Origin of the sequence: Micromonospora sp. NBC_01739 (assembly GCF_035920385.1) — a bacterium.
Classification (GTDB): Bacteria; Actinomycetota; Actinomycetes; order Mycobacteriales; family Micromonosporaceae; genus Micromonospora.
Map to the genome: position 1 here is coordinate 3,907,918 of NZ_CP109151.1, position 15,545 is coordinate 3,923,462.

The following is a 15,545-nucleotide window of genomic DNA, read 5'->3' on the forward strand; positions in this document are numbered from 1 at the left end:
TGGGTCACTCACCTTCTCGGACCCTCACCGGCCCACCCGGTCCGGGTGCGTCAGCTGCTCTCCCCCAGCAGGTGCACCCGGTTGAGGTACGGCTCCCCGTACCCCTGGAACTCCTCGGCGGGCGGGTAGGCGGGCAGATCCGGTCGCTGGCTGTAGATGCCCCGACGCAACCCCGCCAACGGCATCGGCCGGGCCCCGCCGTCGAGCACCAGCACGTCCGCGTCGATGGCGTTGAACGGGTACGCGGCCCCGTGATGCCGGTACAGCGGCTGGTCGCTGACCAGCCCGACCTGCGGATCCAGGTAGAGCACGGTGCCGTTCTGGTTAACGGCCACCCAGATGTGCGAACCGCCCTGCTCCAGATGGTTGACCACGAAGGCGAAACTGCCGTGGCCCCCCAGCACCAGTTGGTCACGCAGATTGCGGTATCCGGCGTCCAGCGCCCGTTGCAGTTCGGCCGGAGTGGTCGCGGTGCCGTCACAGAGCCGCTGGAAGCGACCCCCGGTGACATCCTCGACCCGCCCGGTGCCGTCCTGCTCACCGTGCAGCGGCCGAGTCACGTCACCGGCCTGGTACGCGTCGAAGGTACGGGGCGCGGAGACCCGGGGGCGGCCGTGCACCCAGGTGTCGTAGAGGGACAGGGTGCAGTCCAGGCAGTTGATGCCCCGGGTCGGATCCGCGCGCGGCCCGCCGTCGTTCATCAACCCGAACCAGTCCCCGACCCGGGGATCGGGAGTCCGCACCACCTTGCCGGCCTCGTCCCGGGGCACCCGCTGCTCCACATCCAACTGGTGCAGGGCCAGTGGCGGGCGGAGCCCGCCCGGCTGGCCGTACCGGCGGGATCGGTCGATCGGCGGCGGGTGGTCGTCGCCGGTCAGGGCGGAACGGTCGCCGGTGCCGATCGCACCCGGGGCCAACTCACCGACGTCGTCGTTGATCCGGTGGAAGTCCTCCGGCCGCTCGACGTCCACCACGTCGGGCACGACCGCACCCGAGGCCACCGCATCCGCCAGATCCAGACACCGCCCGTACGCCCGGGCCTCCGCATTAGCAGCCCGCTGCCAGCCCGCTGAGGCGTCACGGTGGCCTGCGTGGTGCAACTGGCGTGCATACGCGGCGAAGTCACTGGCCCGCTGGTGGTGCTCGTCTGCCTGAACTCGCAGTCGAGAAATCTCACGGGACCGGCGGGCTTCCTCGTGTTGCGCCCGCTGCGCCTCAAAGTAGCCCTGGTAGCGGCGTCGTTCGAGGGCCTCCCGCTCGGCAGCGAACCGGTCAGGTCCCCGATCGTCGGGCCCCGGCGGCCGGGTCGGCGGGGTGGCGCGCTCCGCAGGGTTGGTCGCCCGAGAGGCCGGGGCGAGCGCGTCGACCAGGGTGGAGCGGGGCGGTCCGGGTGGCGGCTCCGCTCGCCCGGGTACGCCGATGGTGGGGCCTGTCTCCGGCCTGGCCACCGCCGGGGTACCCGGCACCGGGCCCACAGCCGGTCCGGTAGCTGTCGACACGCTCGCCGCAGGCGGACTGCCGGTAGTCCCCGACTGACTCACCGGGCCGGTCGAGACCGGGCTACCGCCCGTTCCCGACCCTTCCAGACCGGTGAGGACGGCTGGAGGAGGCATCGACACGACCGACTGCGGACCGACCGTCGACAAGGCCGGACCCGGTTCGACCGCTGGCCCACCGGACCCGGCGACTGGCCGGACATCGGCCGCAGCCGGGCCCGCTTCCTCGGCCGAACGGTGCCGCTCCCCCACAGATGCCTCGCGGCTCGGCGGGACAGAATGGGCCGTTTCGGTCAGCCGATTCGTTGCGGCATCCAGGTCGACAGGATTCGGCGGCTCGCCACCCGCGACCAGCCGGTCCGGGCTGCCCGCGACCAGCCGGTCCACGCTGCCCTGCCGCGAGTCGACGGCCTCGACCCGGCCCGAGCCACCCTCCCCAGCCGACGAAAGCGAGCCAGGGGTCCCGGCCGACAAGAGCGACCCAGAGGTGCCAGCCGACGAGAGCGAGCCCAGGTCGCCAGCCGACGAGGGCGAGGCAGGCGTGCCAGCCAGGGTGGTCGAGTCCGTCGGCCCGGTGAAGAACGGTTCGGTCGGGGGCCGCTGGGCCGGGATCATGCCCTCCGTCACCGGCGACGGAGGCATCGAGGCACCGCCGCCCTGCGGCACCCCCGGGGTAGTCGGTCCGGGCATCGCCGGCGGCAGCAGGGGCGAGCCGGACAGCGCTGCCAACTGCCCGTCCAGGCGGGCCTGCAAGGCGTGGTCAGCCTGGCCGGTGACCGAGCCACGGGCCCCCGAGACGGCCGCCCGGGCGGCGTCCTCCAGCGAGGTCAGCCCTTGCCCGGTGGCGAGGCTGGCGGCCTGGTCGGCGATCACCTCGCCGGTCATCTCCCGCCCCAGGTGTTCGACCATCCGCGCGCCCCGCCCGGTGGCGTGTCGGCCCAGACCGGCCAGCGGAGCCGCCGCACCACCGGCCAGGCCGCCGAGGGCGTCGGCACCCAGGTCGGAGACGTTCAGTTCGTGCCGACGGCCGGTGCTCTGCTGGTACGCCTGGGTGGCCAGGTTGATCCCGGCCTCCTGCGCCGCCTCCGTCGCCCCCTCCTTGGCCAGGTGGCGGGTCAGGCTGCGGGCACCGCTCGTGGTCACCTGCTTCGCCGCCCGCTCGCCGACCTCCTTGAGGCCCGGCTTGAGGGACTTACGCGCCAGTTGGGCCAGTAGGCGCCGGAAGATCTGCTGGACCAGGAACCGGGTCGCGGCGATCACCCCGGCGGCGGCCGGGGAGGCCGCCCCGGCGGTGAGCACCGCCGCCACGGCCAAGACCAGCAACTCGACCACCAGGATGCCCAGCTCGATCCAGACTTCGAGCTTGGCTGCCTCGATGTCGCACCCGCACTCCTCCACCACTCGCCCGAGGTCGTGACTGACCGCGAGCAGCACCGGCAACGGGGCCTGCTCGCCGTCGGCCACCCGCCGCCAGGCGTCGCCGAAGGCCGCCGCGACCGCGCCGACCCCGCCGTAACCCTGATGCACCTCGCCGGCCGCCGTGCTCGCGTCCGTCTGTGGCCCGGCGAGGGAGGCAGCCACGGCGTACCACTTGTCGGCCAGATCCCAGACGGCGCGCTCGTCGCCCTCCGGCCATTCCATGCCGACCACCCAGTCGAGGGCCTCGTAGATCCAACCGGGCAGGTCCCACGGGGAGTAACTCAACGGGTGCGGGATGGGGCTGGGTAACACCGTCATCGGAGGTCTCCCGGCCCGGTTCAGGACCGGGGGTGCGGGTCGGAGATCCGGTTGAACCGGGCGGCGTTGGCGGTGTCGGTCTGCTGGTTGGCCTCGACCGAGTGGACCACGTCGGCGCCCAGGTCGGTCAGTCGCCGCCCCACCCCCGCCCAGACCCGCAGCACCATGTCCTCGTAGCCGCGGTACTGCCGCTCGAAGGCGGTGCCGATGTCGTCACGGCCCCAGGGACGCCGGGCGCTGGCCGCCGATATCGCGGCCCCGGCTTCGGTGTGTCGACCGGTCACCGCCTCGCCCGCCCGGGTCAGGTCCGCCCCGCCGCGCCGGGCCCGTGACGGGTCGAGCCAGAGCTGCCCCGCCATCATTCGCTCCGCCGCAACACCGCGTCGGCCCGGCCGAGCAGGGTGTCGAAATCACCGGTACGCAGGAAGTCTGCCGTCCCGGACCGGGCCGGCAGGTAGCTGCTCACGAGATCCTGGGTGGCCGTGGTCGCCGCGGCGGCGGCCCGACGGACCGTAGCGGTGATCTTCGCACTCAGCGCCTTGGGATCCTGGTCGCGATAGACCGCAGGGCTCAACTCCACCGAGATCAGCTCCCCCTGGGCACCCACTGTCGCGGTCACCTGACCGTCGTCGGAGCGCTGAGTCACCCGCAACTGCGCGAGCCTGGTCTGGAGTTCGTCCAAACCGGACCGGAGCTGCTGGTACTGCCCGTACACCTCGTCGAAACGGGCCCGGAGGGCACGGTTGGCATCACGGTTCGCGCTGTCGGTCAACGCCATCCCTCTCGTCACCGTAGGTAAGCCGAACCATACCGGCTGCCACGGATTCGCGTTGTCCGGTAGGTTCACGGTTGTGATTGACCGCGAGCAGGCTGAGCAGATCGCGGCGGCCTGGGCCCGCCGCGACTCCCAGCGTCTGGGTCACGAGTGCCGGCCCATGGTCACCGAATTCGACCTCGGATACGTCATCACCTCGACGGTGTCCACCGAGGTCAGAGCGATGCCCGGCGACCTGCCGACCACTGTGGTCGACAAGGAGACCGGCGAGGTGACCACCTGGCCCCGGGTTCCGCCGGAGACGGTGGAGCAGCTCTTTCGCCGCAGTCGACCCACCGGGCCACCGGCGCCCCGTACGGTCGATCCGGCCAGCCAGGTGCTGCGGGAGATCCATCGGCTGCCCACGCCGACGACGGCGGCACATCTGACCATCGAGGGCCGGGTCTTCATCGCCCACGGTGTCAAGGGCGATGTGCAGCTCAACCACCATCGGCTGGTCCGGGCCTACCTCGACCAGCTACCCGCGGGGCACCTGGTCCGCGGCGGCGACCGGCACGCCGAACTCGTCGTCGTCTCCGACGTCCTGCACGAGTACGACCACCGCCGCGCCGCGGACGGCCTCGCCCCGTTGACCCTGGATGACGCACGAGACCTGCTGGCTTCCGCCCGTTTCGAGGTCTTCCGCATCCGTGAGCCGGGCGACCCGCACGGCGGGCCCGCCGAACGCCCCTGCGACTCGTGTATCGACATGCTCGTCCACTTCAACCTCCTCCCCTGGTCCGAGCGAGGCTGGACGTCACCGTGGTACCCGGAGCCCGCAGTGGACCCGGAGCCCGGCCGTTTCTCGCCAGATGTGACCAACGCTCTTGTCGCCGCCTGCTGGCGCCCTCACTTCGGCGACGAGGTCGTGGCGGCATCAGCCGTCCAAGATGTCAGAGCAGTGCGTAGCCGGACCCATGAACACGCCATGTTCCCAGCCGCGATGCGGACCCTGACCGCATTTCCGAGTCTCGTCGGAGCTCGACTCGGGCCAGGGGAGCAAGTCTGGATCTCTCGTTTCGACATCCGACCTCGGCAGGTCGCGCACACCGCCGACACCCTCGCCGATTTCGCGGCGGTGATCGGGGCCCGGTTGTTCCCGATCGGTACGGAGAACCAGCACAGCATCATCGCGGTCGATGAGCACGGTCGGATCTTCGCCCTCGATCAGGCCGGCGAATGGTTCCTCGGCGCGGACATCGACCAGGCGCTCGTCACCCTGCTACTCGGTCGCGCCCCCGCCCGGGTACGCGACGACGGCAGTTGGTGATCCCTCTCGGCGTTAACAAGGGGCCCTTCCTCTACCGCATACGTTAAGAAGGTGCCCTTCCTTACAGCGCCAGGCCGGTGAGGACGGTGACGCGGGGGTCGGTGTAGTCGTCCATGGCGCTGCGCAGGCCCTCCCGACCGACGCCGCTGCCCTTCACGCCCCCGTACGGCATCTGGTCGGCGCGGTACGAGGGGACGTCTCCGACGATCACCCCGCCGACCTCGAGGGTGCGGGCCGCCGCGAAGGCGACATCCAGGCGGCGGGTGAAGACCCCGGCCTGCAGGCCGTACGCCGAATCGTTGACGGCGGCGAACCCGGCAGCGTCGTTCTCGACCCGGGCCACCACGAGCACCGGACCGAACACCTCCTCGGCGCACACCTTCGCGTCGTCCGGCACTCCACTGAGGATGGTGGGCGGGTAGGTCGCCCCGTCCCGCTGGCCACCCGTTTCGATGGTGGCCCCGGCCGCTACGGCCTCCTCCACCCAGGCCTCGACTCGGCGGGCGGCCTCGACGGAGATCAGCGGGCCGACGTCGGTCAGCGGGTCGCCGGGGTCGCCGGTGCGCAACTCCCGTACGGCCGCCACCAGGCGGGGCAGGAAGCCGTCGTAGAGCCACTCGTGCACGTACACCCGCTGCACCGCGATGCAGGACTGACCGGCCTGGTAGTTGGAGAAGGTGGCGATCCGCTGGGCCGCGAAGGTCAGGTCCTCGTCGCCGGCGAAGTCTTCGCAGATCAACGCCGCCGCGTTGCCGCCCAGTTCCAATGTCACATGCTTGTCTGGTGCGGACCGGCGGATGGTGGCGCCGACCGGCCCGGAGCCGGTGAACGACACGACCGGCAGCCGAGGGTCGGTGACCAGGTCGGCGGCGCGTTCGTTGGGCAGCGGCAGCACGGAGAACATTCCGGCGGGTAGTTCGGTCTCGGCCAGGATCTCGCCGAGCAGCAGCGCCGTAAGCGGGGTGGCCGGGGCCGGCTTGACGACGATGGGTGCGCCGACCGCGATGGCCGGAGCCACCTTGTGGGCCACCAGGTTCAGCGGGAAGTTGAACGGGGTGATACCCAGCACCGGCCCCTTGGGCACCCGCCGGACCAGGGCGATGCGGCCGGTGGCGGCCGGGTCGGTGTCGAGTCGTTGCAGTTCCCCGGTGTAGCGCCGGGCCTCCTCGGCCGCCCAGCGGAAGGTGGAGACCGCCCGACCCACCTCGGCCCGGGCCCACTTGACCGGCTTGCCGTTCTCGGCGGTGATCAGGTCGGCGATCTCCCCGGCCCGTTCGGCCAGTCGGCGTGAGACGTGGTCCAGGGCCGCCGCCCGGGCGTACGCGGGCAGCGCGGCGGCCGTCGCCGCCACCTCGGCCGCCGCCGCCACGGCCGCCTCGACCTGGTCGGCGGTGGCGAGGGTGGTACGCCCCACCGGGCGCCCGTCGTACGGGTGGTGGAGGGTCACCTCCTCAGTGCCGTGGCTGGGTCGACCGGCGACGAAGAACGGTGTGAGCTCCACGTTCCGCAGCCTAATCCAGAGACAGGCCGACGGAAACGGTCGCCTTGACCCTTGTCTGCCGCGAATTCAGTAGCCAAGATGGCACGAAGGTTGCGATAACCGCCGCAGCGCGCCCCCGGACCCCTTCGGAGTGATCCTGTCATGAGTGACCAGCAGAAGCTGCGCAACTTCGTCAACGGCGAGTACGTCGAGCCGGTCGACGGTGGCTATGCCGACCTGATCGACCCCTGCACCGGGGAGGTCTTCGCCCAGGCCCCGGTCTCCGGGGCCGCCGATGTCGACGCGGCGATGCGGGCCGCCGCCACCGCCTTCGACAGTTGGCGGGACAGCACTCCGGCGGAGCGGCAGAAGGCCCTGCTCAAGCTCGCCGACGCGGTAGAGGCCCGGGCCGCCGACCTGGTCGACGCCGAGGTCCGCAACACCGGCAAGCCCCGACAGCTCACCGCGGATGAGGAGTTGCCGCCCGCGGTGGACGAGTTCCGGTTCTTCGCCGGTGCCGCCCGGCTGCTGGAGGGCCGCTCGGCCGGTGAGTACATGGCCGGGCACACCTCCTACGTGCGGCGCGAGCCGATCGGGGTCTGCGCCCAGGTCACCCCCTGGAACTACCCGTTGATGATGGCGGTCTGGAAGATCGCGCCCGCGTTGGCGGCCGGGAACACCGTGGTGCTGAAGCCCTCGGACACCACCCCGGTGTCGACCCTGCTGCTGGCCGAGATCGCCGCCGAGGTCCTGCCGCCGGGGGTGTTCAACGTGGTCTGTGGTGACCGGGACACCGGCCGGGCCCTGGTCGCGCACCCCACCCCGCAACTGGTGTCGATCACCGGGTCCACCCGGGCCGGCATGGAGGTCGCCGCCGCCGCCGCGCCCGACCTCAAGCGCACCCACCTGGAACTGGGCGGCAAGGCCCCGGTGGTGATCTTCGACGACGCGGACATCGCGGCAGCGGCCGAGGCGATCGCGATGGGTGGCTACTTCAACGCCGGCCAGGACTGCACCGCCGCCACCCGGGTGCTGACCGCCCCCGGGGTCCACGAGGACTTCGTCGCCGCCCTCACCGAGCAGGCCCGCAACACCAGGACCGGCCTGCCGGACGAGGAGGACGTGCTCTACGGCCCGCTGAACAACGCCAACCAACTGGCCCGGGTACGCGGCTTCGTGGACCGGCTGCCGGACCACGCGAACCTGCAGACCGGCGGTTCCCAGGTGGGCGAGCGCGGCTTCTTCTACGCCCCCACGGTCGTCTCCGGCCTGCAGCAGGCCGACGAGATCATTCAGCAGGAGGTCTTCGGCCCGGTCATCACGGTGCAGCGGTTCTCCGACGAGGACGAGGCGGTGCGCTGGGCCAACGGGGTCGACTACGGCCTGTCCGCCTCGGTCTGGACCCGTGACCACGGCCGGGCGATGCGGATGACCCGCCGACTCGACTTCGGCTGTGTCTGGGTGAACACCCACATCCCGTTCATCTCCGAGATGCCGCACGGCGGGTTCAAGCACTCCGGGCACGGCAAGGATCTCTCGATCTACAGCCTGGAGGACTACACCCGGATCAAGCACGTCATGCACAACATCGAGGGCTAGTGAGCGCGAGGAGTGAGCCGGGGTTGCGAGCCCCGCAGTCGCGAACGAAAGAAGGCACAGCCATCTCATGACCTCTTCAGCGGAGCTGCACAAGCGGCGGGGTTCGGCCGTCGCGCGAGGTGTCGGCAGCGTCATCGCCTCCTATGTCGACACCGCCTCCGGCGGCACCCTCACCGATGTCGAGGGCCGCCAGTGGATCGACTTCGCCGCCGGCATCGCGGTCACCAACGTGGGCAACAGCGCCCCCAAGGTGGTCGAGGCGGTGCGCGCCCAGGTCGAGCGCTTCACCCACACCTGCTTCATGGTCGCGCCGTACGAGTCGTACGTGGCGGTCTGCGAGCAGCTCAACGAGCTGACCCCGGGCGGCTTCGAGAAGCGTTCGGCGTTGTTCAACTCCGGTGCCGAGGCGGTGGAGAACGCCGTCAAGATCGCCCGCCACGCCACCGGTCGACCGGCGGTGGTGGTCTTCGACCACGCATACCACGGCCGGACCAACCTGACCATGGCGTTGACCGCGAAGAACATGCCGTACAAGCACCGGTTCGGGCCCTTCGCCGGGGAGATCTACCGGGTGCCGATGTCGTACCCCCTGCGCGACGGTGGCCTGGACGGCGCCACCGCCGCGGCCCGCGCGATCGAGTTGGTGGAGAAGCAGGTCGGCGCGGAGAACGTGGCCGCGCTGCTGATCGAGCCGATCCAGGGCGAGGGGGGTTTCGTCGTACCGGCGGCGGGTTTCCTACCGGCGTTGCGCGAGTGGGCGACGGCGGCCGGGGTGGTCTTCATCGCCGACGAGATCCAGACCGGCTTCTGCCGCACCGGCGACTGGTTCGCCTGCCAGCACGAAGGGGTCGAGCCGGATCTGATCACCCTGGCCAAGGGCATCGCCGGTGGGTTGCCGCTGGCCGCGGTGACCGGCCGGGCGGAGCTGATGGACGCGGTGCACGTCGGCGGGCTGGGCGGCACCTACGGGGGCAACCCGATCGCCTGCGCCGCCGCCCTGGCCTCGATCGACACCATGCACGAGCTGGACCTGGCGGGTGCGGCCCGGCGGATCGAGGCCGTACTGGGTGCCCGGCTGCGGGCGATCGCCGAACGGGATCCGACGATCGCCGAGGTACGCGGTCGCGGCGCGATGCTCGCCGTGGAGATCGTGCAGCCGGGCACCCTGACCCCCGACCCGGTCGCCACGGCAGCGGTCTCGGCGGCCTGCCACGCCGCCGGCCTGCTCATCCTGACCTGCGGCACCTACGGCAACGTGCTGCGTTTCCTGCCCCCGTTGGTCATCTCCGACGAGGACCTGTCCCGTGCCATGGACATCCTCGACGCCGCCTTCGGATGACCCGGACCATCCCTACAACATCGGGGAAAGTGCTGCCTCGCCACCTGACGAGGCAGCACTTTCCCCGAAACTGCCGCCAGGCCCTCGCTTCGGTGAAAAGGCCCCCAGCCCTCCGCGATCTTGCACTTTCGGTCGCTCATTCGTCCCGCTATGCACTCTTTGCACCGGCAGAAAGTGCAAGATCGCGGGTCGGGGAGGGCGGGCCAGTGGGGGCGGGCGTGCGCGGGTGGGGTGGGGTGGTTAGGAGAGGGCTGCTCGGATGGTGGCGATGATGTGGGCGGGGCGGCGGTACAGGTCGCGGTCGGTGAAGTAGCGCATCCGCCAGCCCTGCGCGTCTAGCCAGTTGACCCGCTCCCGATCGTACCTCAGGGCATCCCGGTCCAGGTGGGAGAGGCCGTCGTACTCGATGCCGACCCTGCGCTCCCGGTAGCCCAGGTCGAGGCGGTACCGCAGGGTGCCGTAGCGGTCCGGGACCCACAGTTGCGGCTCGGGTGGCGGCAGTCGCCCGTCCAACAGCACCAACCGTAGTTGGCTCTCCTGGCGGCATTCCGCCCGACCGTCGGCCAGCGGCACCAGCTCTCGCGCTTGGCGTACGCCGCGTAGCGCCCGATGTGCGCCCACCTCGGCGAGCAGATCGTCCGGGGTCACCGCCTCGGATCGCAGCGCCGAGTCCAGCACGGGAAGTGCATCGAACCGAGGCACCGTACGCGCCAGGTCGACCGCGCAACGTGCCGCAGGCACGCACGGCAGCCCGCGTACCAGCACCGGCTGCACCGGTAACACGCTGTGGTGCACCATCAGCCCGGGCAGCCGGGGTTTCGGCACGCTGGGCGGCACCTGGACATGCACGAGATCGTCGCGCAGTACCCCGAACCCGTGCCGCCGCGCCGCCGTCTGCCTGGCGAACATGGCGCCCGCCGGCAGACACATCAGGAGAGCCCGTAGTTCGTCCTCGTCATCGACAGGCTGTTCGGCGTAGACACCCCGGCGCACCCGACGCAACTCCTCCCGACTGAGCCGGGTGCGCAGCCGACGGGCGGTCAGGGTACGCATCAAGCTTTCCACTCGCCACAGTTGAGCAGTCACCCCCGCACCCTGCCCCGCCTCCACCCTTCACCCCCGCCCCACACCCCTCCCCTGTGGACAACCAACCGCCCTGTGGATAACCCCCACCCACCCCCTCTTTCGTGCTAGGCACCCCCACCCACCCCGTCGATCTTGCACTTTCGGTCGCCAGTTTGAGGCTTTCATCCCGTTATGCCCCGACCAAAAGTGCAAGATCGGCGGGGAGAGGGCGCGGTGGGGTGAGGCGCGAGGGCGCGAGGGGGCGAGGGGCGAAAGGGCGCGGCGGGGACGGGGGTCAGGAGTCGAAGCCCAGGCCGACGCGGTCCAGGGTGCGGAGCCAGAGGTTGCGGTGGCCCTGTCGGGCGTCGGCGCGGGCCAGGGACCAGCGGGTCAGTCCGATACCGATCGCGCGGGCCGGTTCGGGTGGGAAGGGCAGGGGCTTGTCGCGCACCAGGGCGAGTCGGGTCAGCGGGGTGTCCGCCCCGGCGACCAGGTCGAGCAGGACCCGGGCGCCGAAGCGGGTGGCCCCTACCCCCAGCCCGGTGTAGCCGGCCACGTACGCCAGTCGGCCGTCGTAGGCGGTGCCGAAGAAGGCGCAGAACCGGGTGCAGGTGTCGATCACCCCACCCCACCGGTGGCTGAACCGCACCTCGGCCAGTTGCGGGAAGGTGGTGAAGAAGTGGCTGGCCAGGGCGGTGAAGGTGGCCTCGCGCTGTTCCAGGGCGGGGGCCACCCGGTTGCCGTAGTGGTAGACCGCGTCGTACCCGCCGAACAGGATCCGACCCTCGCCGGTGATCCGGTAGTAGTGGAACTGGTTGCCGGTGTCCGCCAACCCCTGCCGGTTACGCCAGCCGATGGCATCCCGCTGGGCCGTGGTCAGCGGTTCGGTCATCAGCGCGTAGTCGTACACCGGCACCACCCAGGCGCGCAGTCGGCGCAGCAGGGGCGGGAAGGCGTTCGTGGCCAGCACCACCCGGTCGGCGCACACCGCCCCGGGGAGGCCGTCGGCGCCGGGGAGGCCGTCGGCGCCGGGGAGGCCGTCGGCGCCGGGGAGGCCGTCGGCGCCGGGGAGGCCGTCGGCGCCGGTGGTCCGGGCCAGCAGGGCCCCGCCGGCCCGGCGCAGCCCGGTCACCCGGGTGTGCTCGTGGATGCGTACCCCGAGGTCCAGGCAGGCCCGGCGCAGCCCCCAGGCCAGTCGCGCCGGGTCCAGCATCGCCACCCGGTCCCGGTCCCACAACCCGCCCAGGTACGTCGGGGAGTTCACCTCGGCCCGTACCTGGTCGGCGTCGAGCAGGCTGACCTGGTGGCCGTACCGCCGGGCCAGGGCGGCCTCCTCGGCCAACCCGTCGAGTTGGTACGGCTCGACCGCCACGGACAACTCGCCGGTGCGCTCGAAGTCGCAGTCGATGCCGTACCCGGCCACGGTCGCGGCGATGGCGTCCAGGTTCTCCCGGCCCAGCCGCTCCAACTCGTCGATCTCGTCCGGGAACCGCTGCACCCCGTTGGCCAGCCCGTGGGTCAGCGAGGCGGCACAGAAACCACCGTTGCGTCCGGAGGCCGCCCAGCCGCAGGTGCCCGCCTCCACCAGCAGCACGTCCCGCCCCGGGTCGGCCTGCTTGGCCAGCAGGGCGGACCACAACCCGCCGTACCCACCACCGATCACCAGCAGATCGGCGCTGGTCGGCCCGGCCAGCGGCGGCAGCGGATCGGGCCGCTCCGGCCGGTCCAGCCAGTACGGTGCGCGTACCGCCTCGGCTAGGGCCCGGTCGGGGGGCGGCCCGTTCATGGCCGGTCGCCCGCCCGGGGGGCCGGCACGGCCGCGATGAGGGCCGCCCGGCGGGCCCGCCGCCCTCGCGCCATGGTGGCCAGCACCAGCAGCAGGGCGATCGCGAACATGGCCGTACCGATCACGTTGACCTGCGGGGGGATGCCCCGCTGGGCGGCACCCCAGACGTACATCGGGAAGGTGACCGTGGTGCCGGAGTTGAAGTTCGTGATGATGAAGTCGTCGAAGCTCAGGGAGAAGGCCAGCAGGGCGGCGGCCACGATGCCGGGCAGCACCAGCGGCAGGGTGATCCGGCGGAAGGTCTGCCACTCGCTGGCGTACAGGTCCATCGCGGCCTCCTCCAGCCGCCGGTCCATCCCGGCCAGCCGCGCCTTGACCGTCACCACCACGAACGACAGGCAGAACATGACGTGCGCGATGACGATGGTCCAGAAGCCCAGCGGCACCCCACCGGCGACGAACAGGGCCAGCAGGGAGGTGCCCATCACCAGTTCCGGAGTGGCCATCGGCAGGAAGATCAGCACGTTGAGCCCGGAGCGGCCCCGGAACCGGTGCCGGACCAGGGCGAAGGCCATCAGGGTGCCGAGGACGGTGGCCGCCACCGTGGCGAGGAACCCGATCTGGGCGCTGCGCAGCACGGCGTCGCACATGTCCGAGGTGGCGCACGGGTTACGCCAGTTGTCGAGGGTGAACTCGTTGAAGTCGTACGACAGTCGGCTCGACGGGCGGTTGAACGACAGGGCGGCGACCACGGCGATCGGCAGGAACAGGTAGCCGAGCACCAGCAGGGCGACCCCCATCACCCAGTGCTGGGCGAACCAGCGGGAGACCCGACTCACCGAGCCCACCTTTCGTTCGCGACTGCGGGGCTCCGCTGCGCTGCACTCCTCGCGCTCACAGGACATCCTCCGTGCCCGCCCGACGGAGGTAGACGAAGACCACCGCCAGGACCGTCGACATCAGCAGGAACGACAGGGCCGCCCCCTGGGGGTAGTCCAGCCGGACCAGGAAAGCCGAGTCGATGACGTTGCCGATCATGTACTGGTTCGGGGTGCCCAGCAGTTCGGCGTTGATGTAGTCACCGGTCGCCGGGATGAAGAACAGCAGGGTGCCGGCGATCAGCCCGGGCATCGACAACGGCAGGGTGACCCGGCGGAAGGTTTTCAGCGGGCTGGCGTACAGGTCACTGGAGGCTTCCAGCAGCCGGGGGTCCAGCCGCTCCAGGCTCGCGTACAGCGGCAGCACCAGAAACGGCAGGAAGTTGTACGTCAGGCCGAGCACCACCGCGATCGGGGTGGCCAGCAGCCGCCCGTCCGGGCCTAGCAGGTGTACGTCGCGCAGCAGCCCGACCAGCCAACCGTTGTCCGACAGGATGGTCTTCCAGGCCAGGGTGCGCACCAGGAAGCTGGTGAACATGGGGGCCACCACGCAGACCAGCAGCAGGTTCTTCCAGCGCCCGGCCTTCTGCGCGATCGCGTACGCCAGGGGGTAGCCCATCAGCAGGGCCAGGACCAGGGCGATACCGGCGTACAGGAAGGACCGGCTGAACTGCGGCCAGTACTGCTGCAGGGCGGTCGGATAGTTGCCGAAGGCCCAGGTCAGCGCGTACCCGGTGGAGAGGGAACCCTCCGGGTCGTAGAGGCTGGCCGAGGCCAGTTGCACCAGCGGCACGGCGAAGAACAGCAGCAGCCAGGCCGCGCCGGGCAGCAACAGCAGGTACGGCAGGAACCGGTACCGCGCCGAGCGGGCGGCCGGCGGCGGCGTCACCGGCTGCCCGGAACCCGTGGGTACGTGAGCGAAGACGCTCACGAGGACGCACCCACCGGCTGGTCGAGTACGGGCGAGGTGCGGTCGTCCTCCCCGGCCCGACGGTCGAGCAGGAAGGCGTGCCGGGGATCCCAGTAGGCCACCGCCCGTTCCCCGACGGCGAAGCGCTCTTGGGTCCCACTGTTGGCGACGAAGACGCTCAGCTCGGTGCCCCAACTGGTACGCAGCAGATACTGGGTGCTCACCCCGACGTACGAGGCGTCCGAGATGGTCCCGTCCAGGTGCTGGCTGCCGGCGGGCACCTGCACGGCCGCCGCGGCCAGGTGCAGCTTCTCCGGGCGTACGCCTAGATAGACCGGGCCCTGGTCGGTGCGGGCCCGGGCCGACGGCACGGAGAACCGTGCCCCCCGCGCGGTGACCAGGGTGTCCTCGCCGTTGCTGCCGGAGACCTCACCGGCGATCAGGTTGGACTGGCCCAGAAAGTTGGCCACGAAGGCGGTGGCCGGGAACTCGTAGATGTCGGCCGGTGCGCCGAGTTGCTCGATCCGTCCGGCGTTCATCACCGCGACCGTGTCGGCCATCGTCATGGCCTCCTCCTGGTCGTGGGTGACATGCACGAAGGTGATGCCGACCTCGGTCTGGATCCGCTTGAGTTCGATCTGCATCTGGCGACGCAGTTTGAGGTCCAGCGCGCCCAGCGGCTCGTCGAGCAGCAGCACCTGGGGGTGGTTGATCAACGCTCGGGCCAGTGCGACCCGTTGCTGCTGGCCGCCGGAGAGCTGGGCCGGGCGACGTCGCTCGTACCCGTCGAGTTGCACCAGGGACAGCATCTGCCGCACCTGCTCGTCCACCGAACGGATGCCACGTCTGCGCAGCCCGAAGGCCACGTTCTCGAAGATGTCCAGGTGCGGGAAGAGGGCGTAGCTCTGGAACACCGTGTTGACCGGCCGCTTGTACGGGCGCAGCCCGGCGATGTCCCGATCACCGAGCAGCACCTGCCCGCTGGTCGGCTCCTCCAGCCCGGCGACCATCCGCAGGGTGGTCGTCTTGCCGCAGCCGGAGGCACCGAGCAGGGCGAAGAAGGAGCCCTGGGCGATGGTCAGGCTGAGATCGTCGACGGCGGTGAAGGCACCGAAGGTCTTGGTGAGGTTGGCCAGGCGCAGGTCGCCGGCCGGTGTCTCCCGGGCCATCG

Annotated in this window: 12 protein-coding genes; 3 read left to right on the forward strand and 9 right to left on the reverse strand. The window is 71.0% G+C overall.

Annotated elements, in window-relative coordinates:
* Positions 1-50: 50 nt before the first annotated feature.
* Genes OIE53_RS17555 through OIE53_RS17565 form a run of 3 tightly spaced genes read right to left on the reverse strand, consistent with a single transcriptional unit; the run spans position 51 to position 4,011 of the window.
* On the reverse strand, positions 51-3,233 hold the full coding sequence (locus tag OIE53_RS17555; protein ID WP_327022619.1) for a toxin glutamine deamidase domain-containing protein: 3,183 nt from the start codon (positions 3,231-3,233) through the stop codon (positions 51-53).
* Between the two features lie 20 nt (positions 3,234-3,253).
* The gene (locus OIE53_RS17560; RefSeq protein WP_327022620.1) at positions 3,254-3,592 is read right to left on the reverse strand and encodes a hypothetical protein; all 339 of its coding nucleotides are present in this window, start codon (positions 3,590-3,592) and stop codon (positions 3,254-3,256) included.
* The gene (locus OIE53_RS17565) at positions 3,592-4,011 is read right to left on the reverse strand and encodes a YbaB/EbfC family nucleoid-associated protein (RefSeq protein ID WP_327022621.1); all 420 of its coding nucleotides are present in this window, start codon (positions 4,009-4,011) and stop codon (positions 3,592-3,594) included. Before OIE53_RS17565 ends, OIE53_RS17560 begins: the two co-directional genes overlap by 1 nt.
* A 73-nt stretch (positions 4,012-4,084) precedes the next feature.
* On the opposite strand from OIE53_RS17565, the gene OIE53_RS17570 reads away from it, so the two are divergent.
* Positions 4,085-5,317 (forward strand): SUKH-3 domain-containing protein, encoded by a 1,233-nt coding sequence (locus OIE53_RS17570; RefSeq protein WP_327022622.1) that lies wholly within the window; start codon positions 4,085-4,087, stop codon positions 5,315-5,317.
* Positions 5,318-5,378: 61 nt separating this feature from the next.
* On the opposite strand, the gene OIE53_RS17575 is transcribed toward OIE53_RS17570, so the two are convergent.
* The gene (locus tag OIE53_RS17575) at positions 5,379-6,818 is read right to left on the reverse strand and encodes an aldehyde dehydrogenase family protein (protein ID WP_327022623.1); all 1,440 of its coding nucleotides are present in this window, start codon (positions 6,816-6,818) and stop codon (positions 5,379-5,381) included.
* 141 nt (positions 6,819-6,959) lie between these two features.
* On the opposite strand from OIE53_RS17575, the gene OIE53_RS17580 reads away from it, so the two are divergent.
* Together OIE53_RS17580 and gabT are read left to right on the forward strand one after the other, a co-directional pair.
* On the forward strand, positions 6,960-8,396 hold the full coding sequence (locus OIE53_RS17580) for a gamma-aminobutyraldehyde dehydrogenase (protein WP_327022624.1): 1,437 nt from the start codon (positions 6,960-6,962) through the stop codon (positions 8,394-8,396).
* A gap of 67 nt (positions 8,397-8,463) precedes the next feature.
* Positions 8,464-9,735, forward strand: coding sequence for a 4-aminobutyrate--2-oxoglutarate transaminase (gabT, locus tag OIE53_RS17585; protein WP_327022625.1), 1,272 nt, complete (start codon positions 8,464-8,466; stop codon positions 9,733-9,735).
* A gap of 240 nt (positions 9,736-9,975) precedes the next feature.
* Here the strand turns inward: gabT and OIE53_RS17590 are convergent, their stop codons facing one another.
* From OIE53_RS17590 to OIE53_RS17610, 5 genes are all read right to left on the reverse strand, one after another.
* Entirely contained in the window at positions 9,976-10,788 is an 813-nt protein-coding gene (locus OIE53_RS17590) for a DUF559 domain-containing protein (RefSeq protein WP_327022626.1), read from the reverse strand.
* Positions 10,789-11,095: 307 nt separating this feature from the next.
* Positions 11,096-12,586, reverse strand: coding sequence for an NAD(P)/FAD-dependent oxidoreductase (locus OIE53_RS17595; RefSeq protein WP_327022627.1), 1,491 nt, complete (start codon positions 12,584-12,586; stop codon positions 11,096-11,098).
* Positions 12,583-13,425 carry an ABC transporter permease gene (locus OIE53_RS17600; protein WP_327022628.1) on the reverse strand — a complete coding sequence of 281 codons (843 nt, stop codon included), beginning with the start codon at positions 13,423-13,425 and terminating at the stop codon, positions 12,583-12,585. Before OIE53_RS17600 ends, OIE53_RS17595 begins: the two co-directional genes overlap by 4 nt.
* Before the next feature lie 55 nt (positions 13,426-13,480).
* Positions 13,481-14,395, reverse strand: coding sequence for an ABC transporter permease (locus OIE53_RS17605; protein ID WP_327022629.1), 915 nt, complete (start codon positions 14,393-14,395; stop codon positions 13,481-13,483).
* Complete coding sequence (locus OIE53_RS17610) at positions 14,392-15,543, reverse strand: ABC transporter ATP-binding protein (RefSeq protein ID WP_327022630.1); 1,152 nt, start codon at positions 15,541-15,543, stop codon at positions 14,392-14,394. Before OIE53_RS17610 ends, OIE53_RS17605 begins: the two co-directional genes overlap by 4 nt.
* Between the last annotated feature and the right edge of the window lie 2 nt (positions 15,544-15,545).

Excerpts from the sequence above, each read along its gene's own strand:
- OIE53_RS17555 (WP_327022619.1), bottom strand. The coding sequence starts at position 3,233 with ATGACGGTGTTACCCAGCCCCATCCCGCACCCGTTGAGTTACTCCCCG.
- OIE53_RS17560 (WP_327022620.1), bottom strand. The coding sequence starts at position 3,592 with ATGGCGGGGCAGCTCTGGCTCGACCCGTCACGGGCCCGGCGCGGCGGG.
- OIE53_RS17565 (WP_327022621.1), bottom strand. The coding sequence starts at position 4,011 with ATGGCGTTGACCGACAGCGCGAACCGTGATGCCAACCGTGCCCTCCGG.
- OIE53_RS17580 (WP_327022624.1), top strand. The coding sequence starts at position 6,960 with ATGAGTGACCAGCAGAAGCTGCGCAACTTCGTCAACGGCGAGTACGTC.
- gabT (WP_327022625.1), top strand. The coding sequence starts at position 8,464 with ATGACCTCTTCAGCGGAGCTGCACAAGCGGCGGGGTTCGGCCGTCGCG.
- OIE53_RS17590 (WP_327022626.1), bottom strand. The coding sequence starts at position 10,788 with ATGCGTACCCTGACCGCCCGTCGGCTGCGCACCCGGCTCAGTCGGGAG.
- OIE53_RS17595 (WP_327022627.1), bottom strand. The coding sequence starts at position 12,586 with ATGAACGGGCCGCCCCCCGACCGGGCCCTAGCCGAGGCGGTACGCGCA.
- OIE53_RS17610 (WP_327022630.1), bottom strand. The coding sequence starts at position 15,543 with ATGGCCCGGGAGACACCGGCCGGCGACCTGCGCCTGGCCAACCTCACC.